20 protein-coding genes are annotated in these 21,157 nt (G+C 62.7%); 8 read left to right on the forward strand and 12 right to left on the reverse strand.

The features are described 5' to 3' along the window. Positions 1-10 precede the first annotated feature (10 nt). The 4 genes from NUH19_RS01425 to NUH19_RS01440 are packed head-to-tail and all read right to left on the reverse strand — an operon-like array spanning position 11 to position 3,558. Complete coding sequence (locus tag NUH19_RS01425) at positions 11-1,027, reverse strand: L-threonylcarbamoyladenylate synthase (RefSeq protein WP_262314771.1); 1,017 nt, start codon at positions 1,025-1,027, stop codon at positions 11-13. After that, on the reverse strand, positions 1,008-1,880 hold the full coding sequence (prmC, locus tag NUH19_RS01430; RefSeq protein WP_262314772.1) for a peptide chain release factor N(5)-glutamine methyltransferase: 873 nt from the start codon (positions 1,878-1,880) through the stop codon (positions 1,008-1,010). The genes NUH19_RS01425 and prmC overlap by 20 nt, the downstream gene beginning before the upstream one ends. Further along, entirely contained in the window at positions 1,873-2,952 is a 1,080-nt protein-coding gene (prfA, locus tag NUH19_RS01435) for a peptide chain release factor 1 (protein ID WP_262314773.1), read from the reverse strand. The genes prmC and prfA overlap by 8 nt, the downstream gene beginning before the upstream one ends. A 9-nt stretch (positions 2,953-2,961) precedes the next feature. Next, positions 2,962-3,558, reverse strand: coding sequence for a thymidine kinase (locus tag NUH19_RS01440; protein ID WP_262314774.1), 597 nt, complete (start codon positions 3,556-3,558; stop codon positions 2,962-2,964). 148 nt (positions 3,559-3,706) lie between these two features. Between NUH19_RS01440 and NUH19_RS01445 the strand changes: the two genes are divergently transcribed. Next, positions 3,707-5,068, forward strand: a complete 1,362-nt coding sequence (locus NUH19_RS01445; RefSeq protein WP_262314775.1) for a Mur ligase family protein — start codon at positions 3,707-3,709, stop codon at positions 5,066-5,068. A gap of 15 nt (positions 5,069-5,083) precedes the next feature. Further along, positions 5,084-5,425, forward strand: a complete 342-nt coding sequence (locus tag NUH19_RS01450; RefSeq protein WP_262314776.1) for an SHOCT domain-containing protein — start codon at positions 5,084-5,086, stop codon at positions 5,423-5,425. Positions 5,426-5,563: 138 nt separating this feature from the next. Here the strand turns inward: NUH19_RS01450 and sufB are convergent, their stop codons facing one another. From sufB to sufC, 5 genes are read right to left on the reverse strand one after another with little or no spacing between them, the layout of a single operon-like run. Next, positions 5,564-7,000, reverse strand: a complete 1,437-nt coding sequence (gene sufB / locus NUH19_RS01455) for a Fe-S cluster assembly protein SufB (protein ID WP_262314777.1) — start codon at positions 6,998-7,000, stop codon at positions 5,564-5,566. Further along, entirely contained in the window at positions 6,993-7,436 is a 444-nt protein-coding gene (gene sufU / locus NUH19_RS01460; RefSeq protein WP_262314778.1) for a Fe-S cluster assembly sulfur transfer protein SufU, read from the reverse strand. Before sufU ends, sufB begins: the two co-directional genes overlap by 8 nt. Further along, complete coding sequence (locus NUH19_RS01465) at positions 7,423-8,619, reverse strand: aminotransferase class V-fold PLP-dependent enzyme (RefSeq protein WP_262314779.1); 1,197 nt, start codon at positions 8,617-8,619, stop codon at positions 7,423-7,425. The genes sufU and NUH19_RS01465 overlap by 14 nt, the downstream gene beginning before the upstream one ends. Beyond that, positions 8,612-9,607 carry a SufD family Fe-S cluster assembly protein gene (locus NUH19_RS01470; protein WP_338085517.1) on the reverse strand — a complete coding sequence of 332 codons (996 nt, stop codon included), beginning with the start codon at positions 9,605-9,607 and terminating at the stop codon, positions 8,612-8,614. The genes NUH19_RS01465 and NUH19_RS01470 overlap by 8 nt, the downstream gene beginning before the upstream one ends. Then, entirely contained in the window at positions 9,600-10,367 is a 768-nt protein-coding gene (sufC, locus tag NUH19_RS01475) for a Fe-S cluster assembly ATPase SufC (RefSeq protein ID WP_262314780.1), read from the reverse strand. Before sufC ends, NUH19_RS01470 begins: the two co-directional genes overlap by 8 nt. Positions 10,368-10,620: 253 nt before the next feature. On the opposite strand from sufC, the gene NUH19_RS01480 reads away from it, so the two are divergent. Genes NUH19_RS01480 through NUH19_RS01495 form a run of 4 tightly spaced genes read left to right on the forward strand, consistent with a single transcriptional unit; the run spans position 10,621 to position 15,326 of the window. Continuing rightward, entirely contained in the window at positions 10,621-11,268 is a 648-nt protein-coding gene (locus tag NUH19_RS01480; protein ID WP_262314781.1) for a response regulator transcription factor, read from the forward strand. Continuing rightward, on the forward strand, positions 11,258-12,262 hold the full coding sequence (locus tag NUH19_RS01485) for a sensor histidine kinase (RefSeq protein WP_262314782.1): 1,005 nt from the start codon (positions 11,258-11,260) through the stop codon (positions 12,260-12,262). Before NUH19_RS01480 ends, NUH19_RS01485 begins: the two co-directional genes overlap by 11 nt. A 53-nt stretch (positions 12,263-12,315) precedes the next feature. Further along, the gene (locus NUH19_RS01490) at positions 12,316-12,984 is read left to right on the forward strand and encodes an ABC transporter ATP-binding protein (RefSeq protein ID WP_262314783.1); all 669 of its coding nucleotides are present in this window, start codon (positions 12,316-12,318) and stop codon (positions 12,982-12,984) included. Beyond that, entirely contained in the window at positions 12,981-15,326 is a 2,346-nt protein-coding gene (locus tag NUH19_RS01495; protein ID WP_262314784.1) for an FtsX-like permease family protein, read from the forward strand. The genes NUH19_RS01490 and NUH19_RS01495 overlap by 4 nt, the downstream gene beginning before the upstream one ends. A 52-nt stretch (positions 15,327-15,378) precedes the next feature. Here NUH19_RS01495 and NUH19_RS01500 read toward each other — a convergent pair whose 3' ends face one another. Together NUH19_RS01500 and NUH19_RS01505 are read right to left on the reverse strand one after the other, a co-directional pair. Beyond that, positions 15,379-15,744, reverse strand: coding sequence for a pyridoxamine 5'-phosphate oxidase family protein (locus NUH19_RS01500; protein ID WP_262314785.1), 366 nt, complete (start codon positions 15,742-15,744; stop codon positions 15,379-15,381). A 129-nt stretch (positions 15,745-15,873) separates the two neighbouring features. Further along, positions 15,874-16,809, reverse strand: coding sequence for a formylglycine-generating enzyme family protein (locus NUH19_RS01505; RefSeq protein WP_262314786.1), 936 nt, complete (start codon positions 16,807-16,809; stop codon positions 15,874-15,876). Positions 16,810-17,046: 237 nt separating this feature from the next. On the opposite strand from NUH19_RS01505, the gene NUH19_RS01510 reads away from it, so the two are divergent. Both NUH19_RS01510 and NUH19_RS01515 read left to right on the forward strand, forming a co-directional pair. Then, positions 17,047-17,922, forward strand: coding sequence for a zinc ribbon domain-containing protein (locus NUH19_RS01510; protein ID WP_262314787.1), 876 nt, complete (start codon positions 17,047-17,049; stop codon positions 17,920-17,922). Between the two features lie 9 nt (positions 17,923-17,931). Next, on the forward strand, positions 17,932-19,557 hold the full coding sequence (locus NUH19_RS01515) for a zinc ribbon domain-containing protein (RefSeq protein WP_262314788.1): 1,626 nt from the start codon (positions 17,932-17,934) through the stop codon (positions 19,555-19,557). 106 nt (positions 19,558-19,663) lie between these two features. Here NUH19_RS01515 and NUH19_RS01520 read toward each other — a convergent pair whose 3' ends face one another. Further along, on the reverse strand, positions 19,664-21,106 hold the full coding sequence (locus NUH19_RS01520; RefSeq protein ID WP_262314789.1) for a hypothetical protein: 1,443 nt from the start codon (positions 21,104-21,106) through the stop codon (positions 19,664-19,666). Positions 21,107-21,157 lie beyond the last annotated feature (51 nt).

Below are 21,157 nucleotides of genomic sequence, written 5' to 3' on the forward strand. Positions count from 1 at the left end.
AGCAAAGGGTTCAGTTCCCGTCGCGTTGGAAGTGCGTATTGCCAGCGGATTTTAACAGCCGGTTCATGTAAGCGGCGCCAAGGCCATCTTGGGCGAAGGCCTCCGCGAGAATCAGCTTGATGGTGGGATGCAGGTCAAACCAGCGCAGCCCGGCAAACAAGTTGTGGGTGGCGCTTTGAACGTCTTCGCCCAGGCTGTAACTCGGCACGGCGGCCGGCACCTGCGTCAGCAAGTCGTCGGTGGCCATCACACCGAAGGGCTGTCCTTGGGCCTTGGCCCACGCCAAGGCCGCCTGCAGGTCGGCCGGGTGGTCCAAAACCACCACCTGGGCGCTTGGCGCGTAGTGCTTGTACTTCATCCCCGGGGCCTTGGGGGTTTCCTTGGCCCCGACTTTGTGGTGGTCGGTCGCCACTTCGCCGATGATCGGGGCCAGCATGTCCGGGGTCACCTCGCCAGGCCGCAGGATCGCCGGCGGCTGAACCGTCATGTCGATCACCGTCGACTCCACCCCCACGCTGGTCGGCCCGTCGTCGAGAATGCCGGCGATGGCGCCGTCAAAGTCGTGCAGCACATGTGCCACCCGGGTCCCGGAAGGCTTGCCCGACAGATTGGCGGAAGGCCCGACAATCGGCCGGCCGGCCAGCGTGATCATCTGCCGCGTCAACGCGTTTTGCGGCATCCGAAAGGCCGCGGTCTGCAGGCCGCCGGTCACCACCATCGACAGGGCGTTAGGCCGAATGTTCAAGATGATGGTCAACGGCCCGGGCCAAAACGCGTCCATCAGCCGCTTGGCTTCAGGCGTGATGGTCGCATACTGCGCGACCATCTCGGGACCGGCCACCGTCACAATCAGCGGGTTGTCCGCCGGCCGGTGCTTGGCCGCGTAGACCTTCAGCGCCGCCGTCGGGCTGGTGGCGTCGGCCCCGAGCCCGTAGACGGTTTCGGTGGGAAAGGCCACGACTTCCCCTGCCTTGATCAGTGCCGCGGCCTCGGCCACGGTATCCTTATCAAACACTTGTGTTTCCATTGTCTCTCTCCTTATCGCTGGTTTCGTCAAGCCCGGTCAGGCGAACCATGCGGTCCCACCCGGCGAGGTCCTGGCGAAACGTGACCTGGGCCTCGGGCAGCGCCTGGCCGAACAACGCGGCCAGGGCCTTTTTTTGGTGGTAGCCGAACTCGAGGTAAACCGCACCGCCTGGGTTCAGGTGAGCCGCAACGTCCTGCGCGAACCGGGCAAACAGCGCCAGGCCCGAGTCTTCGGCAAACAGCGCCAGGTGCGGCTCGTAGGCCAGGGTGCTTTGATCCATCACCCCGACCTCCGCCGGGCTGATGTACGGCAGGTTGGCCACGATGAAGTCATAGCGCCCCAGACTGGCAAACAGGTCGCTTTGAACGAAGCGAACGGACCGGTCGAGCCGTTGGGCGTTGTGCTGCGCCACTTCAAGGGCGGCCGTCGACACGTCGCTCAGGGTCATCGTCGCCTTCAGCTGCTTGGCCAGGGTCAGCCCGATGGCGCCGCTGCCGGTGCCCAAATCTAGCCCGGTGGCCGCTTCCTGCTGCTCGCTTGCGGCCCAGGCCACCAACTCCTCGGTTTCAAAGCGCGGAATCAACACCGCCGGCGTGACGGCAAACAGGTCGCCGTAAAACGGGGCCAGCCCGACGATGTACTGCGCCGGCTCGTGGCGCAAAAGCCGCGCCAGGTCCTGGTCGAACTGGGCGGCCAGGGTCTCGGGCATCGCGTCGCGGCCGTGCAGGCGCAGGCCGCTTGGCGTGAAGTTACCGCGCAGCTCCAGCACGTACCGGGCCCCATCCGGGTCAATTCCCGCCTGGGTGAGCAAAGAAGACGCCCCGCGGAGCGCCTCATCGTAAGTCTTAGTCATTGATCGATTCCAGCTTGGCGGTTTGGTCCTGCACAATCAAGGCCGCAATGATGTCATCGAGCTCGCCGTTCATGATGCGGTCCAGCTTGTTGAGCGTCAGGCCGATGCGGTGGTCGGTCACCCGGTTTTGCGGGTAGTTGTAGGTGCGAATGCGCTCCGAGCGGTCGCCCGAGCCGATGGCGGTCTTGCGCTGCTCGGCGTATTCGGAGGCGTTTTGGCTTTCGTAGAAGTCGTAGACCCGGGCCCGCAGAATCTGCATCGCCTTTTCGCGGTTTTGCTGCTGGGAGCGCTGATCTTGCATGGTCACGACAATCCCAGTCGGCAGATGGGTCATCCGCACCGCCGAGCTGGTCTTGTTAATGTGCTGGCCACCGGCACCGCTGGAGCGGTAGACGTCGGTGCGAATGTCCTTGGGGTCAATTTCGAGGTCGACCTCATCGTACTCGGGCATCACGCCGACGGTGGCGGTGCTGGTGTGAACCCGGCCGGCGGATTCGGTCACCGGCACCCGCTGGACGCGGTGAGCGCCGTTTTCGTACTTGAGCTTGGAGTAAACGGAGTCGCCCTGAATGAGGACGGAGACTTCCTTGTAGCCGCCGACTTCGGTGGGGTTCTCGTCGATGATCTCGGTGGTCCAACCCTGCTTTTCGGCGTACTTCATGTACATGCTCAACAGATCGGCGGCAAACAGGCTGGCCTCGTCGCCGCCGGCCGCGCCGCGAATCTCCATGATGATGTTCTTGTCGTCGTTGGGGTCCTTCGGGAGCATCAAGATCTTGATTCGGTCTTCCAGCTGGCCGACTTGCGGCCGCAGTTCGGCCAAGTCTTCTTTGGCCAGCTCTTCCATGTCCGGATCGTGGCTTTCGCGCAGCATTTCGTCGGCCTCGTCGATGTCCGACTTCACCTGCTTGTACTGGCGATACGCGGCAACGACCTCCCGCATGCTGCCTTCTTCCTTAGAGAGTGCCAGGTAGCGCTTCGTGTCTGCCAGCACCTCGGGGTCGGACATCAGCTCCTGCAGCTCGTCGTAGCGATCCAGCAGCCCGTCTAATTGTTCGAAAATCTTGTCCATGGCTCCTCCTTATTTGGTCGGTTGCTCGCCCAGCAGGTCCGCGGGCGGGAAGTAGTAGTGGTGGCGGCACACCGGGAAGTAGGCCTCGTTGCCACCGATTTGAATTTGCTCGCCGGCGTATACCGGGTGATGATCGTGGACGCGCAGGTTCATGATCGCCTTTTTGGCGCAGAACCAGCAGATGGTCTTCATTTCCTCGATTTTGTCGGCGTAGAGCAGCAGGTACTTGGAGCCTTCGAACAGCTCGTTGCGAAAGTCGTTCTTCAGCCCAAAGGCCATCACCGGAATGTGCAGCTCATCGACCACCTGGGCGCATTCGAACACGTGGTGCTTTTGCAAGAACTGTGCCTCGTCGATCAGCACACAGGCGGCGTTGATGTTTTGGGCCTTCACCAGCTCAAAAACGTTGGTGGTCGCGTCGATCGGATGTGCTTGGCGGCTCAAGCCGATGCGCGAGGCCACCACCCCCACCCCGGAGCGGTCGTCCAACGCAGAGGTCAAGATGATCACCTGCTTGTTTTGCTCCTCGTAGTTGTGGGCCACCTTCAAAATCTCGATCGACTTGCCCGAGTTCATCGCGCCGTACCGGAAAAACAGCTGCGCCATCCTGCACACTCCTTTTTATGAAAATACCCTTCCCAGTATAACGAATCACCGGCGCAATTGACACCGGCGGCCGCGATTTTTTCGCCGACCGCCGCGGCCTTGTGTGTTATCATTAACCAGATAGTGTGACAGAAAGGCGCGTTGAACAATGAAAATCACCGTAAGGGCTCGCTTGGCGATTGCGCTGGGCCGGCTCAGTTACTGGTACCTCCACAAATTCCGCGGCGGCGGCAGCTCGTTTCCGGGCAAGCTGGCGCTGCGCATCGACCCCAACGTCATGGACGCCTTGGGGCAGGACCGCGACGTGATCATCGTCACCGGCACCAACGGCAAGACGCTGACCACCAACCTGATTGTCAAGGTGCTGCGCCAAAAGTACCAAGACGTCTTGACCAACCCCACCGGCTCCAACATGGTCCAGGGCATCACCACCGCCTTTTTCGCCCATCAGCCGGTGGCCGGCGCCAAGCGGCCGCTGGCGGTGCTTGAGGTCGACGAGGCCAACGTGGCCCCGGTCGCCCGGGCCTTGCACCCCAAGGCCTTCGTGATGACCAACATCTTTCGTGACCAAATGGACCGCTACGGCGAATTCTACACCACCTACGAGAAGATTCTGGCCGGTGTCCGGGCCAATCCCACCGCGACGGTGATGGCCAACGGCGACGCGCCGATTTTCTCCTCGCGCGAGCTGCAAAACCCGCTGCGCTACTTCGGCTTTGACCTTGGCCAAGACGACAACGCCGACACGGTGGCCCCGCCGAACACCGACGGCGTCTTGTGCCCGGTGTGCGAGCACATCCTGCACTACCATGCGTTGACCTACGCCAACCTCGGCGACTTCTTTTGCCCCAACTGCGGCTTCAAGCGGCCGGTGCTCGCCCACACGGTGACCGCGATCACCGAGCAGACCCCGACCAGCTCGGCCTTTGCCATCGATGGGCACCCCTACCAGCTGGCCATCGGCGGCACGTATAACATCTACAACGCCTTGGCCGCCTACGCGGTCGGCGCCGAATTCGGCATCACCCCGACGCAAGTCACCCAGGCCTTCAGCTACGACGAGCAGGTCTTCGGCCGCCAGGAGGAAATCGCGATTGGCGAAAAGCAGATCACGCTGATTCTGGTCAAAAACCCGGTCGGCCTCAACGAGGTGCTGGACATGATCCAGCGCCAGCCCGAGCCGTTCGGCTTTGCCATGCTGCTCAACGCCAACTACGCCGACGGCACCGACACCAGCTGGATATGGGACGGCAACTTCGAGCAGCTGGTTCAAAGCGGTCAGGCCACGACCTACTTGGTCGGTGGCGAGCGGGAAAAAGACGTCGCCTTCCGCATGCAAGTCGCAGGCGTCCCCCAAAGCGAGCTGATTGAGCGGCCGAGCCTGGACGACGTGATCACCGCCGTGGCCGGCTTCAAAGAAGACAAGGTCTACGTGCTGGCCACCTACACCGCCGTACTGCAGCTGCGTCAAAAACTCAGCGCGGCCGGCTACATCAAGGCCGGCTTTTAACCCAAGGAGGTCACGATGAAGCAGACTAAGTCCAACTGGGGCTGCGGCGCCTTAATCGTCGCCGCCATTGCCATCAGCCTGCTGGTCACCTACTGGTACGTGTTCGTCGCCTTGGCGGTGCTGGGCGCGGCCGTCTGGTATTACGTGTACCAAAAGCAGGCCAAGGCCAAAGCGGCGGCAGCCGAAGAAGCCCGACAGGCGGCGGCGACCGCCAAGCGTGAGGCGGCGGAGCAGACCAAGGTTGAGCAGATTCGCCGCTTCAAGGCACTGCTGGACGACGGCGCCATCACCCAAGCCGAATACGACCAGCAAAAAGCCCGGATTCTGGGCGACGGTCAAGACCCGCTGGACTTTTAGCCACCGTCATCTCGCCATCCCCAAACAGGCCCTGCATCGAAACGATGCAGGGCCTGTTTGTGTCGCAGTTCAGATTTAGGTGGCAACATTGTGGCACAGCAAGCTCCGCTGGAACCGCTTAGCCGCGTCACGTCGGCCTCAGCCGACGCTGCCTTCCATCTCCATGCCGATCAGGCGGTTGAGCTCCACCGCGTATTCCATCGGCAGTTCCTTGGTGAACGGCTCGACGAAGCCCATGATAATCATCTCAGTGGCCTTGGCTTCGGGAATGCCGCGACTTTCCAGGTAGTACAGCTGGGCCTCCGAGACCTTGGACACCTTGGCCTCGTGCTCCATCGCTACCGTCGGGTTGTGAATCTCGTTGTACGGAATCGTGTCGGACTTGCTTTGCTCATCCATCAGAATCGTGTCGCACTCAACGTGGCAAAAGGCGTTGTCGGCCTTGTCCGTGAACCGCACGGTGCCGCGGTAATCGACACGACCCCCGTCTTTGGCGATGGATTTGGAGACAATCGAGCTTGAGGTGTTCGGTGCGTTGTGAATCATTCGCGCCCCGTTGTCTTGGTCGACGCCGGCGCCGGCGACGGCGATGGACAGCATCGTGCCGTGGGCCCCCGCCCCATCTAGGTAGACGCTGGGGTACTTCATCGTGGTTTTAGAGCCGAGGTTGCCGTCGACCCACTCCATGGTCGCGTTTTGAAGCGCCTGGGCCCGTTTGGTTTCAAGGCTGTAGACGTTTTTGGACCAGTTTTGGATGGTGGTGTAGCGGCAGTAAGCGTCGTCTTGGACGAAGACCTCGACCACCGCGGCGTGAAGCGAATCGCTGGAGTAGCTCGGGGCCGTGCAACCCTCGACGTAATTAATATGAGCCCCGGGGCCGACGATGATCAGGGTGCGTTCGAACTGCCCGGTGTTTTCCGCGTTGATCCGGAAGTACGACTGAATCGGCACGTCGGTTTGAACGCCGGCCGGGACGTAGATGAAGCTGCCCCCGGACCAGACCGCCGAGTTCAAGGCGGCGAACTTGTTGTCGTTGGGATGAACCAAGGTGCCGAAGTACTGCTTGACGAGGTCCGGATGCTCCTTCAGCGCCGAATCCATGTCCATGAAAATGATGCCGAGCTTGTCGAACTCGTCTTTCATGTTGTGGTACACGACCTCGGATTCGTACTGCGCCGAGGCGCCGGCCAGGTACTTGCGCTCGGCCTGTGGCACCCCGAGGCGGTCGAACGTGTTTTTGATGTCGTCCGGCACATCCGCCCAGTCGCGGTAGGTGCGATCCGTCGCCTTTTGGAAGTAGCGCATGTTGGCCAGGTCCAGGCCGGACAGGTCGGGGCCAAACGCCGGATCCGTCATCCGCAGGTAGGTGTGATAGGCCTTGAGCCGATAATCCAGCATCCACTGCGGCTCGTGCTTCTCCTTGGAAATCGCGCGAACGGTGTCTTCGGTCAGGCCGCGGCCGGTGGTGAACACCGGCGCGATGTCGTCCTTGAAGTCGGCCGGGTTGCTTTCCGGCAGAAAATCGACGGCCGCCGCCACCTGCTCGTTGTTCTTGGTGTTTTTGGTCTCAGTCATGTTCCGCTCCTTTCGTCAGCGCCTGGGCCGCGGCCTTCCAGGCCAGGGTCGCACATTTGACCCGGGCCGGGAATTGGTGAACGCCCTTGAGAATGGCCGCATCGCCCAGCGCCGCCTCGTCTTTGACCTGCCCGTCGATCACTAGGTCGGAGAAGGTCGCCACCAGGTTCAGCACATGCTGCGGCGTCTGGCCGATGATGCGGTCGGTCATCAGGCTGCCTGAGGCCTGTGAAATCGTGCAGCCGCTGCCGGAGAAGGCTGCGTCCTTGATCACGCCATCCTTCACCTCGAGCGCCAGCGTCAAGACATCGCCGCAGCTTGGGTTGCGGACCGTCACCTGGTGGGTCGGCGCCGCCAACGTCCCGTGGTGGCGCGGGTGATACGCCTCGTCCAGAATCACCTGGCGATAGAGCTGATCGAGTTTAGTCAGTGCCAAGAAAATACCCCCTTGCCGCGGCGACGGCGGCGGCCAGCCGGTCGCAGTCGTCGGCCGTGTTGTAAAGCCCGAAGCTGGCGCGAACCGTCGCCGGCACCCCAAGCCGCGCCATCAGTGGCTGGGCACAGTGGTGACCGGCCCGAACGGCAATCTGCTGCTCATCCAAAAACGTCGCCAGATCGTGCGGATGCACCCCGGCCAGGTTGAACGACACGATGCCCAGGCTGTTGGCCGAGCCGTACACGGTCACCCCTGGCGTCGCCGAAAGCCCCGCTCGCAGTCGCCGCACCAGCCGGTCCTCCCTGGCGCGAACCGTTGACCAGTCCTGCGCCTGCAGGAACTCGATGGCCGCGGCCAACCCGAAGGCGCCGGCGATGTTGGGCGTTCCCGCCTCGAACTTCAGCGGCACCTCCGCCCAGGTGGATTGCGCGTCGGTGACCGAGTCGATCATCTCACCGCCGAACTGCACCGGTGGCATCCGCTCGAGCAGCGCCTGCCGGCCGTACAACGCGCCGATGCCGGTCGGCCCGTAAATTTTGTGACCGGAAAAGGCGAAGAAGTCCGCCCCCATCGCCTGCACATCGACCGGCATGTGCGGGGCGCTTTGGGCCCCATCGACGACGACAAAGCCCCCATTAGCGTGAACCGCATCGGCCAGCTGCCGCACCGGCACCAGGCCACCGGCGACGTTGGTCACTTGGGCGACGGCCAAAATCTTGGTCTTAGGCGTGATCAACTTGGCCAGCGCCTGTGGATCGGTTTCGCCAAGCGGCGTCACCGGCGCGACGACGAACCGGGCCCCGGTTGTGGCCGCAAGCTGCTGCCAGGGAATGAAGTTGCTGTGGTGCTCGGCGGCGCTGACCAAAATCTCGTCGCCTTCACGCACCACCAGCGGTCCGAAGCTTGACGCCACCAGGTTCAAGGACTCGGTGGTGCCGCGCGTGAACACGATTTCTGACGCCTGATTCGCGTTCAGGAACCGGGCGACTTGCCCCCTTGCCGCCTCGTAGCCCTCGGTAGTGTTGTAGGCCAGCTGGTACAGGCCGCGGTGAACGTTGGCATTGGCGTCCACGTAGTAATCGTTCAACGCATCCAGCACGGCCTGTGGCTTCTGGCTGGTCGCCGCCGAGTCCAGGTAAACTAGGTCGGGGTGGCGCTTGAAAAATGGAAATTGTTCACGCATCTGCATTCACCAGCGTTTCATCGATTGTGTCAAACAGCGTCTGCTTCAGCTGTGGATCCTTGATTTCGGCCAGACCGGCCTCCAGGAATCCGCGAATCACCAGGCGCGAGGCCAAGGCTTTGCTCAGGCCGCGACTCATCAGGTAGTACAGCTGGGCCTGGTCGATGCGCGTCACGCTGGCGGCGTGGCCGGCGGTGACGTCGTTTTCGTCGATCAGGAGAATTGGGTTGGCGTCACCCCTGGCCTCTTGCGCCAGCATCAGCACCCGGTTTTCCTGCTGGTTATCGGCGCCTTGGGCCCCTTGCACGATGTGGCCGATGCCGTTGAAAATCAGGTGGGCGGCACCGGTGATGACGCCGCGTTGATTGATGTGGCCACCGGTTTTGCGGCCGTAGTTGGTCATGCGCGTGGTGTAGCCCAGGTGCTGACTGCCGCTGGCCAAAACGCCGACGTTAACCGTCGCCCGGGCGCCTTCGCCGACCAGGTCACAGGTGATGAGGCTGGCGCCTGAGTTGTGGGAGAAACCGGCGACCGTCCAGTTCAGGCTGGCACCGGCGGCAAGCGTCGCCTTGCGCAACGCAACGGCCGACTCGGCCGCCAGCGCGTCGTAGGTCAGCCAGTTGACCGTCGCGTCCTCACCGACTTCAAGCCACACCCCGATCGCCAGGTGCTCGCCGCGACCCTGCCACGAATCCTGCAGCGTCACCGTGGCCCCGGGCGCGACCACCACATGCACCAGGCCGCTGCCCTCGGCCGGGCCTTGGATGAACACGGGCTCGCCTTGGTAGCCGGCCGGCACCGTCAGCGTGACGCCGGTTTGACCGGCGCCTTGCAGCCAGTCCTCCAGACCGTCTTGCGGCGCCACCTGCAGGCCGAACGTTCGCGTGACCGCCGCGTCGGCGGTCACACCAACCGGCACCGCCGCGGCCGGCGCCTTCTTCAGGGCCCGAGCCAGCGCAATTTTAGGGGTGCTGGGCAGCTCACGCATCGGCTTCACCCGCCTTCAGGTGTGTGTAACCGGTTTTTTCAAGCGACTTGGCCAGCTCGGCACCGCCGGTTTCGATGATCTCGCCGTCTTTCATGACATGCACGAAGTCGGGCACGATGTAATCGAGCAACCGCTGGTAGTGCGTGATGATCAGGCTACCGAATTCCGGCCCCCGTTGGGCGTTGACGCCCTTGGCCACGATGCGCAAGGCGTCGATGTCAAGCCCGGAGTCGATTTCGTCAAGCAGCGCAAACTTGGGCTTAATCATCATCAGCTGCAAGATTTCGTTGCGCTTTTTTTCGCCACCGGAAAAACCCTGGTTCAAGTAGCGGTCGGCCATGTCCTCCGGCATCTCAAGCGTCGTCATGGTCTGGTCCAGTTCCTTGAGAAAGTTCATGATCGAAATCGGGTCATCCTGCGACCGCCTGGCGTTGACCGCGGCGCGAATGAACTCGGCGTTGGTGACCCCGGCGATTTCGGCGGGATACTGCATCCCCAAAAACAGCCCGGCCCGGGCCCGGACATCCACGCCTTGGTCCAGCAGGCTTTGGCCGTCGAGCAAAATGTCGCCTTCGGTCACCTGGTAGCGCGGGTTGCCCATGATGGTCTCGGCCATCGTCGACTTACCGTTGCCGTTGGGCCCCATCAGCGCGTGAATTTCCCCGGTGCGGATGGTGAGGTTGACGCCGCGCAGAATTTCCGGGTGTTCGGGCTCGTCTTTGACTTTGACATGCAGGTTCTTGATTTCTAGTGTGCTCACAGTGTCGCCTCCAGTTGATTTTCGTCTCCATTGTACGTCATTCAAGCCGTCAAAACAAACGCTTTCACGAACAGCTGATTGCCCATTTCAGGCGCATTTGCGCTTTTTATAGCACAGTTGCCCGGCGTACCTTACTACAGAAGACTTGCGATGCTCCTATTATAGCAGTGTGAGTGAGTCCTTACTGCATTTATTGCGTTTGGCGTGACCGAATCCGTCGCCTGGGCTATGATAGCCTGAGGAGGTGGACCAGATGGAACTGCTGATTGTCGAAGATTCCCAGCCGCTGGCGGCCAGCTACGCCACGTACTTGGCCCCGGTGGCCCGGGTCACCTGCGTGTGTACCCTAGCCGCCGCCAGCGCCGCGGTCACCGCCCGGCCACCGGACGCCGTGATTTTGGACCTCGCGTTGCCGGACGGCGACGGCTTGGCCTGGCTCACCCAGTGGCGACCGCTTTTGGCCGCCAAGGTGCTGGTGCTGACCGCCAACGATGCGGAGCAGGCCGAGCTGACCGGGCTTGCGCTGGCCGAAGACTACGTGGTCAAGCCGGTCAGCCTGCGCGTGTTGGCCGCCCGGCTGGCCAAGCTGGTGCCGCCAACCGCCCTGACGCTGGGCGACATGACCGTTAACTTGAGCCGCGCCGAGCTGTCGCGCGACGGTCAGGTCATCGCCTTGTCGGCCACCGAGTGGCGTCTGGTGGCGTATTTTGCCCAAAACCAGGGGCAGCTGCTGACTCGGGCCCAGCTGCTGGCGGTGATTTGGGATGCCCGCGACCAGGTGGTGTCGGACAACACACTGACCGTGACCGTCAAGCGCCTGCGGGAGAAGTTGGAGGCGGATCCGGCTCACCCGGCCCTGATTCGCACGATCCGAGGAATGGGGTATTTCATTGAGACTTAATGCCTTCTCACGCCCGGAGGCCCGGGCCATCGCGTGGCTGGGGCTGGGGCTTAGCGGCCTCACCGCCGGCGGTTTCGGCGTCGCCGCGGCGCTGGCCCCGGCGGCGCGGCTGCCGCTTTTGGCCTTGGGCGCAATCGCCGTCGCGGCGATTGCCTGGGCCTGCAACCGCTGGCTGCGCCATGTGCTGGCGGCGCTTGACGCGATCGCCACGCAGCTTCACCAGGCCGCTCGCGGTGAGGTGAGCTACCCGCTGACGCAAAACGACGAGGGCCTGTTCTCGGCGCTTCACAACGACTTGTACCACTACGTTCGCCAAAATTCGGCGGCCAAGGCCGCCCTGGCCCAGGACCGGGCCCAGCTCGCCGTGGCGATTCAAGACATCGCCCACCAACTGCGAACCCCGATCGCCACGCAGGCCAACCTGATTGAGCTGTTGGCCACCGCAGACACCGGCACCACGGCGGAGTTGGCCCAGCAAAACGCGCGGCTTCAGGCCCTGGTCGAACAACTGATTCTGCTGGCCCGAGTCGACACCCACACGCTGAGCCAAAACCGGCAAAGCGTCTCCCTAGATGCACTGCTGCGCCAGAGCCTGAACTTCCTGTTGCACCAAATCGCCGAGGCCAACCTGGAGGTCGTCTGGCAGGTGCCGGCCGCACTCACGATCGAGGTCAATCCGCGCCTGATGCAAGAGGCGTTCATCAACCTGCTGAAGAACGCGGCGGAACACGCCCCGGCCGGCAGCCGCCTGATTGTCGGCGCCACTAAGACACCGCTGAGTACCACGATCACCATCCAAAACTTCGGCGAGCCGCTGCCGGCCGCAGATCTGCCCCATGTCTTTGAGCGCTTCTACCGCGGCAGCCAAAGCGTCCCCAACAGCCTGGGCATTGGGCTGGCGATTGCGCATGGCGTCATTGCCGCCGCAGACGGGCGCGTGACGCTTGCGAACACGCACCCCGGCGTTTTGACCACCGTCACCCTTTTTCACTGACTGTCACCCGCCTGTCACTTGGGGTCGGTATCTTAAGCGTGGAGGTGTTCATCATGTCAATTTTAACCGCAACCGATCTGACCAAAACATACCCCGGTGAGGAACGCCCGGCGCTGCAAGACGTGTCTTTGCGCATCGAGGCCGGCGAATTCGTCGCCATTGTTGGCCCTAGTGGCTCCGGCAAGTCGACGCTCCTGCACATGCTCGGCGGCGTCGATCGGCCGACCACGGGCCACGTCGCGCTTTACGACACCGACCTCGGCGGCCTGAACGAAACCCAACTCGCGATTTTCCGCCGGCGCCAGGTGGGGCTGATTTACCAGTTTTACAACCTGATGCCGACACTGACGGTGGGTGAAAACATCACGCTGCCGGCCGAGCTGGACGGCAAGCACATCCCCGACTCGGAGCTGACCGAGATGCTGGCGGCCCTTGGGTTGACTGCCAAGGCCCACGCCCTGCCGAGTCAGCTGTCGGGCGGCCAGCAACAGCGCGTGGCGATTGGTCGGGCGCTGATTAACCAGCCGGCAATCGTGCTGGCCGACGAACCGACCGGCAACCTCGACCAGCGTAACTCGCAGGAAATTATGGACCTGCTGCACTACGCCAACATCAAGCAGGGGCAAACCGTGATTGTCATCACCCACGATCCGCAGATTGCCGCCCAGGCCCAGCGCGTTTTGACCATCGAGGACGGCCGGTTGACGGAGGCGCAGTCATGATCATTGCCAAAATCAGCTGGCAAAACCTGCGGCAGACGCCGGCTCGCACCCTACTGACCATTCTGGCCATGGGCGTCGCCGCCACGCTCGCCGTCGCCTCTTTAGTCGGCCTGCGCAGCGCCCAGCGCAGCCTGTTCAGCTACCAGCGCGATCAGACCCAGGCGCTGATCGGCTTCAGCGACCTGACCGAAAAGCAGCGCCGGTCCCTGACCGCCACCAACGAACTGGTTCACCAGCACCAGTTCGTCACCACCGGTACCGCGCGGCTGGGCAAAAACAAGCTACCGGCCGTCGTGGTCACCCCTGCGACCATGCGGCAGCTGGGCCCCGCCCTGCTGAGCAGCGGCCGTTTGCCGCGACGCGCAACAGAGGCGCTGTTGGCCGACAACTGGCTGGGCGGCCACGCGAAGCTTGGCGACTGGCTGACAATCAGACAAAACGGCCAACGCCGGCGGATTCGCGTGGTCGGCACGATGAGCCCTTACAATCGCAGTTACCTGACCACCGGCGGCTTGCTTCAACAGCAGTCCCGGTTGCCAGCGGGGCGTTACGGACTATTGGCCGACCTCACCGCCACCCAAAACGCCCGGGCTCGCGTGGCGGCCCTGGCAACCAAGGCCGGCGTGACGGCCTCACACTATCAGCTGAACGATGACGCCTTGGCGGTGATGGGTGAGGCCAACAAGCGGCAGACGCGCCTGATTATCATCGGCACGGTGGCCGGGGTTTTGGCCGTGATCAGTGTGGCGGCCTTGCTGCTCATCTACACCAGCATCAACTTGACGGTGCAGGCCTACCGCACCCGCTACGGCCTGCTGCGCTCGCTTGGCACCACGCCCAAGCAGCTGCGCCACATTGTGCTGAGCGAAGCACTGATGCTTTTGGCACCGGCCCTGCTGCTGGGCTTTGGCTTTGGCATCGGCGGCATGGCGGTGACCCTGGGCTGGCTGAACCGGCTGTTCGTCCACAGCGACTTCGCCTTTGCGCTGCACCTGACCGTCGACTGGCTGCCGCTCACCGTGGCCGCCGTCTTCATGGCCGCCGTGACCCTCATCGCCGCCGCCCGGCCGGCCTGGCGAGCCAGCCGCGTCTCCCCAATCGCGGCCATCCGTGCCCAGGCGGCCTCACCCAAGGTCTCCAAGCGCCGGTTGCGCCCCGGTTTTTGGCTACGTCACGTCGAGCAGCCGACGCTGCGGCTGGCCCTGCGCAACTACCGCCGCACCGACCGTAAGGCGACGATGATGGTCACTTTGGTGGTGACCGTCGCGTTGTTCGTCGGCCTGACCGGCTTCAGCGCCAACTTCCTGCGCGATTACGGCACCACCGACGGCGCCGACATCACGGCAACCACCGGTGGCAACCAGCTGCAGGCGATGAGTCGGACGCTTCAGGCCACCGGCGCCGTCGAGCAGCAGTTGGTCGCTCAGCACCTCGGCCTGGACGTCAAGCAGGGACCGCTGTTTTTGAAAGGCTTTGACCTGTCGATTTACGCAGTGGATGCAACCCTGGCTCGCCAACTCGGGCACCCCCTACCCCTGCTGGTGAACACCCGGGTGCAAACCGAGGACAGCAAGGGCCGCACCGTGATGACCCCCACCGTACCGGCCGGCTACCACCGACCGCTCACGCTGCGCGACCCGGTGTCGAAAAAAAGCGTGACCGTCTCGCCAACCATCGTGCCTCACCGCGCGAACACGCCCGAGGCGCTGGTGGTGGATTCCAACGGTGAAGTCGGCCTGTTCATCTCAAGGGCGCAGTTCAAACACTGGCAACAAAAGCTCGGGTTGAAGACAACCAATGTCACCACCGTCGCCGCCGTCAAGCTGCGCGACGCCAACACGCACAAACAGGTTGCCGCCGCCGTGAAGGCCCGCGTCAGCGGCGTCAACGTGATTGACGCCGTCGCGGCCGATCAAGAGTCCTACGCCATCACCACCATGATGCGGGTGTTGATGAGCGGCTTTGTCGCCCTGTTGGCGCTGGTCAGCCTCGCAACGATTGCCAATCACACCTTCGCCGATCTGATGGCCTCGCGCCAAAGTCTCGCGATGATGCAGTCAATCGGCACGACGCCGGGCCAGCTGACCGCGGTCAAGAGCCTGGAGTACGCCTTTTTGATGGGCCAGGGACTGCTCTACGGTGGCACGTTGGGCGCCGGAGTCAGCTACGGCCTGTGCATGCTGCTGTGGCAAGGCACCCCGGATCACCCCGGCTACCTGTGGCCGACCTTCGGCCTGGCCACGGCGGCAATCACCATCGGCCTAATCTGGCTGGCCTTCGTCTGGGCGACTCGGCGACTGCTGACGCACCAAGACATCGACGCCTTGATTCGCCGTGCGTGAACAAATGCCTCGCACCACCGCAACTGCGGTGACGCGAGGCATTTTGCCGTCGCTAGATTTTTTGTTCAACGTCATCGATGGTCACAATCAGCAGCCGCGTCAGCCACGGGAACTGCGCCTTCTTGGCGTCAAAGGCCGGACCCGAGGCGACGAAGCGGCCCCGCCCATGGACGTGAAACCCGGCGCCGGGGCCGACCGTTCCGGTGACGGCCTTGCTGCCAAAGGTCAGGGTGACGCGGTTGTCCGTTGGAAAATCGGCCTCGATGCTGTGCATGCCGGCCGCCGGAATCCATAACTCGCCGTCTTGCAGCGTCACGTATGACATCCATGTATTCACCACATGGGCCGGGGCTGCATTAACCGTAATGATTGTGACCGGCCCCTCATGTTTTAACACATCAAGAAAAGTCTGATTCATTTTCCCGCTCCTTTCGCAATCCGCAGGCTCATTCCTGCACGATTCGCTAAGTGCAGTATACGCCGCCACCACAGGCAACGGCACATCCCAATCTATCTTCTTTGTATCATTAAGCATCCATGTCCTGTACTAGCGACGGGGCAGGCAGCAATCCATCGGCTGGGCCCGACGCGTCGCCTGCTCATCAGGAGCAGCCACCCGGTCTTGAGCATGCCGAACGCAGCGGAAGCCGAGATTTGACGCTGAGGACTGCCCCGCCTCGCCGTTGCGAGCACTCAGCCGGTATCGTTTGCAGTACGACTCGTGGCAGAGGAATGACCCCCCGCGGGTGGCGAAGACCTGGTCCGGCGCCAGGTGATCCATCGACGCAAAATCCTTGGCCGAAAGCATCGCCAGGCTCGTCAGCGGGATGCGTGCCGGATTGAGGCACCATTCCCAAACGTTGCCGATCGGCTGGTAAAGGCCGTAGCCGTTGGGCTCAAAACTGCGAACCGGTGCGGTCCCGACGAAGCCATCCGCGGCGCTGTTCGTGTTGGGAAAGTCCCCCTGGAAGGTGTTGCAGTGAAACTGGTCCCCCGCGGTCAAGGAATCCCCCCAGTACCAGTGGTCGTTCGTGCTGCCGCCGCGAGCCGCCACCTCCCACTCAACCTCGGTCGGCAATGTCGCCTGAGCCCAGCGGCAGTAGGCCAGCGCGTCATCGCGCGAGACGTGAACGACCGGGTGATCGCCTAGCTGTGACACATCCGAGTCGGGGCCGAAGGGATGGGCCCAATCCGCGCCGGCCACCGCGAACCACCATGGCATCCCCGGCACCGGGCGACTGGCCGTCAAGGTCTCGGGGCTGGCCAGCAGGTGGAACACGAAACTGTCACCGAAGCGTTCCGCGTCCGTCTTGTAGCCCGTGGCGGCGACGAAGGCGGCGAATTCGGTGTTGGTCACCGTCGTTGCGCCGATTTCAAAGTCTGGAACGGTCACCGTGACCTTGGGTGTCTCGTTGTCCTGAAAAAAGCCCTTGGTCCGGTCGTTAGTGCCGATCTGATACGTACCGCCTGGAATCTTAATCATGTGTGCCTCCTCAAAGTAATGGCAATGCCAGTCTTGAATGCGTTCCCATTCTAACACAGTTTGACCGTTCTGTGCTATTTTGTACGACAAGCCAACGCGGCGCGGCGCGGTAAAAAAATTGACGGCAAGCGTTTTTTTATCACACAACGATTGCGGTAACGGCGGGTTTGCCGTATCATCTAAAATGTTATAATGTCATTATTTTGAAAATTCGGTCCCACGAAAGGAAGTCATTCTATGAAAACATGTCCACAATGCGGCGCCCAACAAGAGGAAAGCGCCAAGTTCTGCACTAACTGCGGCTTTAACTTTGCACAGGCCGCCCAGCAGCCGGCCGAACCCACACCGGTTCAGGCCCAACCGGAGCAGGCTCAACCAGAGCAGGCTCAACCGCAACAGCCGACCCCGCAGCCAACCCCTGCCCCACAGCCGGCCCAGCCGCAATCCGATTCGCTGGCCAACGCCAAGCAGGCCGGCCTCAACTACTGGAGCTGGCTGATTGCCAGCGTCAAGCGGCCGACCGCAAGCGACCTCACCGGTGGCCGGTACTACGGCCTGGTCTCCTTGCTGCTCATCGCCTTTTTCACCACCGTATCGATCGTTAAGCCGATGTTCTCGGCGGCCAACACGGTTAGCTCAGCGGCCAACATTTTCGGTGAAAACGTGTCCAGTGCCGTTTCCAGCACCGCCAACAGCGCAGTCTGGGGTGCGGGCTTTCGGCTGTTCATTCTGCTGGCCTGCGTTGACTTCGTGCTCTTTCTCGGCGCCTTTCTCGGTCGCCGCGCCATCACCGGTCAACCGAGCGACTTCTGGGGCTTGCTGACGCGCTACCAGCAGCGCGTGGGTATCAGCGTCTTTTTGAGCTTCGCCGCGGCCGTGCTCGGCCTCTTCGCCGGTGCCGCCACCATCACGGTGATTGCGCTGATTATCAGCCTGAACTTTGTCTTCCAAACCGTCGCCTTCTACCAGGTTGCCTTGGGTACCCCGCAAAAGGGTGGGATGGATCCCGTTTACACCCTGGTTTTGATCAACGTCGGCATGACGATTGTTAACCTGCTCATCATCACCGTGTTCGGCAGCTCGCTGGTCGACATGGTGCAGCACCTGTTCTAGGAGGATTCCATGACGCAATTGTTCTTTCTTCAAGCCGACACCGGGGCCGGTGCCGCCACTCAGTTTTGCCCCAACTGTGGCACCAAGGTCACGGCCAACGACCGCTTTTGCCCCAACTGCGGCTTCGATTTGACACCAAAAGTGGCCCCAAAGGCAGCCGCCGAGGCTGAGACGCCAAAGCCTACCCCGGCGCCACAACCCGCCGCACCAAAGCCGGCTAGCGAGCCGGCCGCGACCACCCCGAATCCGGTCCCACACCCGACCACGCCAACCACCCCGACCGCGACGCGCAGCCAGCAGGCCAAGCCGATGAGTCGCCAAGGCAAGATCAAGCTTGGCATCGGCATCGGCGTCGCCGTTGTGCTTTTGGGCGGCTACTTCGGCCTGAAAACCTACTACGCGCCGGCGCGGCAGGTCAGCCGCCTGATGACCACGGTCACCAGCGGCAGCAAGGCCAGCTTCGCCAAGGCGATGGCGACCACCGACCCGGGGTTGAATCTCAACCAGGCCACGGTCGGGCCGTTCGTCACCTACCTGCGAGCCGACAAGGAACGCCTGGCCAACTTCACCCGCACCCTGCAAAGTGGTGCCACCTCGCGTTACGGCGTGAAGCTCACCACGCGCGGCAAACACTGGCTGCTTTTCCCTAAGTACGTGCTGGCGGCGGACACGCCGACCTATGTCGAGCTGACATCCAGGCGCAAGGGCGTCACACTTTTGCAGGACGGCAAGCGCCTGGGCACCACCAGCGCCAGCAGCAAGTCGCTCAAGGCCGGCCCACTGCTGCCTGGTCAGTACCGCTTCTCGGCCACCGGCCAGGTTGCGGGCACCAAAACGACGGCCAAGCTGCTGGTCACTGTCGACAGCAACGGCGACCAAGCACCGGTGGCCTTTGACTTCAACACGGTGAAGTTGGACGTCTCCTCGGATCTTGAAGGCGGCCAAGTCACCGACACCAACGGCGACAAGCTCGGCACCATCAAGGACGGCACGGCCAAAATCGGGCCGGTGGTCTACGTCAAGGGGCTGAAGTTCTTCGTCACCAAGGCCTTCAAGTCCGGCACCGTCACCACCCAGAAGTACAATCCGGCGGATGAAGCCGACACCAGTACCAACATCAACGCAGAGGTAACGCTCAACAGCAGCGGTACCCTGGACGAGGACACCGCCGACAACATGGTCTACAACGTCTTGAGCGGGGTGCAAAGCCTGTCTTCGGCCAACGATTCAGACCTAGCCGACTACTTCACCGACACGTCCAACAACGCCTACAAGTTCTTCCACGACGTCGGCACCAGCTACGCCAAGCGCGACGATGTCTCGTACTCCGGCTTCGGCGGTCGCGCGGTTAAGGTGATCCGGACGGATGCCGACGAATGGGACGTGACCTTCGACATGACCTACACTGTCGATTACACCGATTCCGAAAAAGACGAGCGCGTTCAGACCTTCACCGGCGATTTGACCGTGAAGTCCGCCGGCAAGGACGACTACGGTGATCCGACCTACAAGATTACCGGCATGAAGACCACGACCAGCAAGGGCCAAACCGTGCCGGCCATGACCAAGGTTTACGATAACAACGCGAACACCGACGCCGACGGTCCCACCGGCGACTCGGATCGCGTCTACTAGCGCCAGATTCTGGCTGTGACGTCCCAGCCGACACCAAAACCGGCACGTTTTCCCTCGCGGAGAACGTGCCGGTTTTGTTTTGCCCACCGCTGTTGGCTGGCCGCAATCATCCACCTACCCGGGCGGCTCGGGCGGCAGCCAGGGAGATGACCTTCGATCGCACGTTGCCCTCATCTGAAACCAGCAGCGCGGCCAGCGCTTCGGCCTGCTCCGGTGTCAGTGCCGAGGCGGCGGCCAAGTGCGGAATCAGCGCCTGCAGCATGAGCCGCCCCGCCGCAAAATCGCCCTGATTCTGCAATGCGGCCAGCACCGGAGCCGCTGCCGCCGCGGTCCAGCGCTTGGGCGTCTGCAAGGCGCTGGCGTACAACCCGTCGTACCAGGCCGCCACGGTCAACACCGCGGTCGCCTGGGCGACCTGGCGCCGCAGCCGCGCATTGGCCGAATCGCTCCAGATCTCTCGAGCCACCGCAACCGCGGCGTTGTGCATTCGCGTCGCATTGGCCTTGCGCCACTGGCGACCATCGCACTCGGTCACATGGACCAGCTGCAAGTACCGCGCGTCTGGTTCAAAAACCAGGGGTGATGGCGTCAATCCCGGCTGAAGCCACGCGGCGCGAACCGCCTGCTGCTCGGCGTAGTCCAGCATGAATGCTCGCAGTCCCGCCTCGTCATCGGGCGCGATCCCGCTTTCCCCCATCGCAATCAGCATCCGCTTGTTCTCGCGCCAACGCGTCGGGTCCCCGGCCGCCTCCAGCGTTTGAGGCGCCACCGCGGCCACGGCACGGCAACAACTGGCCGCAGTGGCCGCCTTTAGCCAGCCATGGGCCCCACCAAATGTCAAAAAGTCTGTCACAAGCGGCGTCAGCGCCGCCAAAACGGCTGGCTCCAGCGGCAGTTCGCAGCCATACAACGTGATCATCGTCGCCTTGAGCGCCTGCTGCGTCCAGGTCTTGGGCGTCTTGCGGTGCCACTTGTACACCGCCTCAACCAACGTCACCAGCGCCAGCTGGCAAAGCGCCGGCGGCAGTGGCGTTTTGGGGCCGCCAGGGGTAGCGAGAAACTGGTCGGTCCACGCCTCGGCGTCTTGCATGAGCTTGCGGTACGTCGCTTCGTGAAACGCCGGCATCCCCGGTCCTTCCGCAATGTCAAGCGATCCGGGCAGCGCCGGCTCATCGGTCGCCTCAGCCAGCGCTGCGAAACGCTCGTCGAACAAGGCGATGACCTCGTCGGGGGTAACCGCTATGCGCCGTTGCTGGCAGGCGAACAACAAAAAGTATTCTGAAATTTCCAGTGCAATGGTCACCGGTTCTTCGTCAACTACGGCCGAAGCGAGGAAGCGGTCGAGTCGCGCCAGGCCCTTGGAGAGCTCCCGGCCGTGCCACTGCGCAAGCGGTCGCGGCGATACCCCGGCCAGCGCGTTGCCCAGCAGCGCAATCACGGCCTCAATTTGATCCGCGCCGTAGCCGGTGACAATCCGCCGGTAATCTGTCGATTGAATGAAGTGCTGCCAGGCCGGGCGCAGCAAGGCATTGATTGTAGGAATCTCCATGTGTCGCCTCCGTTTTCTTCAGATTATACGCCAAACCTGGCGACACGCCAG

Origin of the sequence: Lacticaseibacillus parakribbianus (assembly GCF_025490915.1) — a bacterium.
GTDB lineage: Bacteria > Bacillota > Bacilli > Lactobacillales > Lactobacillaceae > Lacticaseibacillus > Lacticaseibacillus parakribbianus.

Coding starts and splice junctions, on each gene's coding strand:
- NUH19_RS01425 (WP_262314771.1), bottom strand. CDS start 1,027: ATGGAAACACAAGTGTTTGATAAGGATACCGTGGCCGAGGCCGCGGCA.
- prmC (WP_262314772.1), bottom strand. CDS start 1,880: ATGACTAAGACTTACGATGAGGCGCTCCGCGGGGCGTCTTCTTTGCTC.
- prfA (WP_262314773.1), bottom strand. CDS start 2,952: ATGGACAAGATTTTCGAACAATTAGACGGGCTGCTGGATCGCTACGAC.
- NUH19_RS01440 (WP_262314774.1), bottom strand. CDS start 3,558: ATGGCGCAGCTGTTTTTCCGGTACGGCGCGATGAACTCGGGCAAGTCG.
- NUH19_RS01445 (WP_262314775.1), top strand. CDS start 3,707: ATGAAAATCACCGTAAGGGCTCGCTTGGCGATTGCGCTGGGCCGGCTC.
- NUH19_RS01450 (WP_262314776.1), top strand. CDS start 5,084: ATGAAGCAGACTAAGTCCAACTGGGGCTGCGGCGCCTTAATCGTCGCC.
- sufB (WP_262314777.1), bottom strand. CDS start 7,000: ATGACTGAGACCAAAAACACCAAGAACAACGAGCAGGTGGCGGCGGCC.
- NUH19_RS01465 (WP_262314779.1), bottom strand. CDS start 8,619: ATGCGTGAACAATTTCCATTTTTCAAGCGCCACCCCGACCTAGTTTAC.
- NUH19_RS01470 (WP_338085517.1), bottom strand. CDS start 9,607: ATGCGTGAGCTGCCCAGCACCCCTAAAATTGCGCTGGCTCGGGCCCTG.
- NUH19_RS01480 (WP_262314781.1), top strand. CDS start 10,621: ATGGAACTGCTGATTGTCGAAGATTCCCAGCCGCTGGCGGCCAGCTAC.
- NUH19_RS01490 (WP_262314783.1), top strand. CDS start 12,316: ATGTCAATTTTAACCGCAACCGATCTGACCAAAACATACCCCGGTGAG.
- NUH19_RS01495 (WP_262314784.1), top strand. CDS start 12,981: ATGATCATTGCCAAAATCAGCTGGCAAAACCTGCGGCAGACGCCGGCT.
- NUH19_RS01500 (WP_262314785.1), bottom strand. CDS start 15,744: ATGAATCAGACTTTTCTTGATGTGTTAAAACATGAGGGGCCGGTCACA.
- NUH19_RS01505 (WP_262314786.1), bottom strand. CDS start 16,809: ATGATTAAGATTCCAGGCGGTACGTATCAGATCGGCACTAACGACCGG.
- NUH19_RS01510 (WP_262314787.1), top strand. CDS start 17,047: ATGAAAACATGTCCACAATGCGGCGCCCAACAAGAGGAAAGCGCCAAG.
- NUH19_RS01515 (WP_262314788.1), top strand. CDS start 17,932: ATGACGCAATTGTTCTTTCTTCAAGCCGACACCGGGGCCGGTGCCGCC.
- NUH19_RS01520 (WP_262314789.1), bottom strand. CDS start 21,106: ATGGAGATTCCTACAATCAATGCCTTGCTGCGCCCGGCCTGGCAGCAC.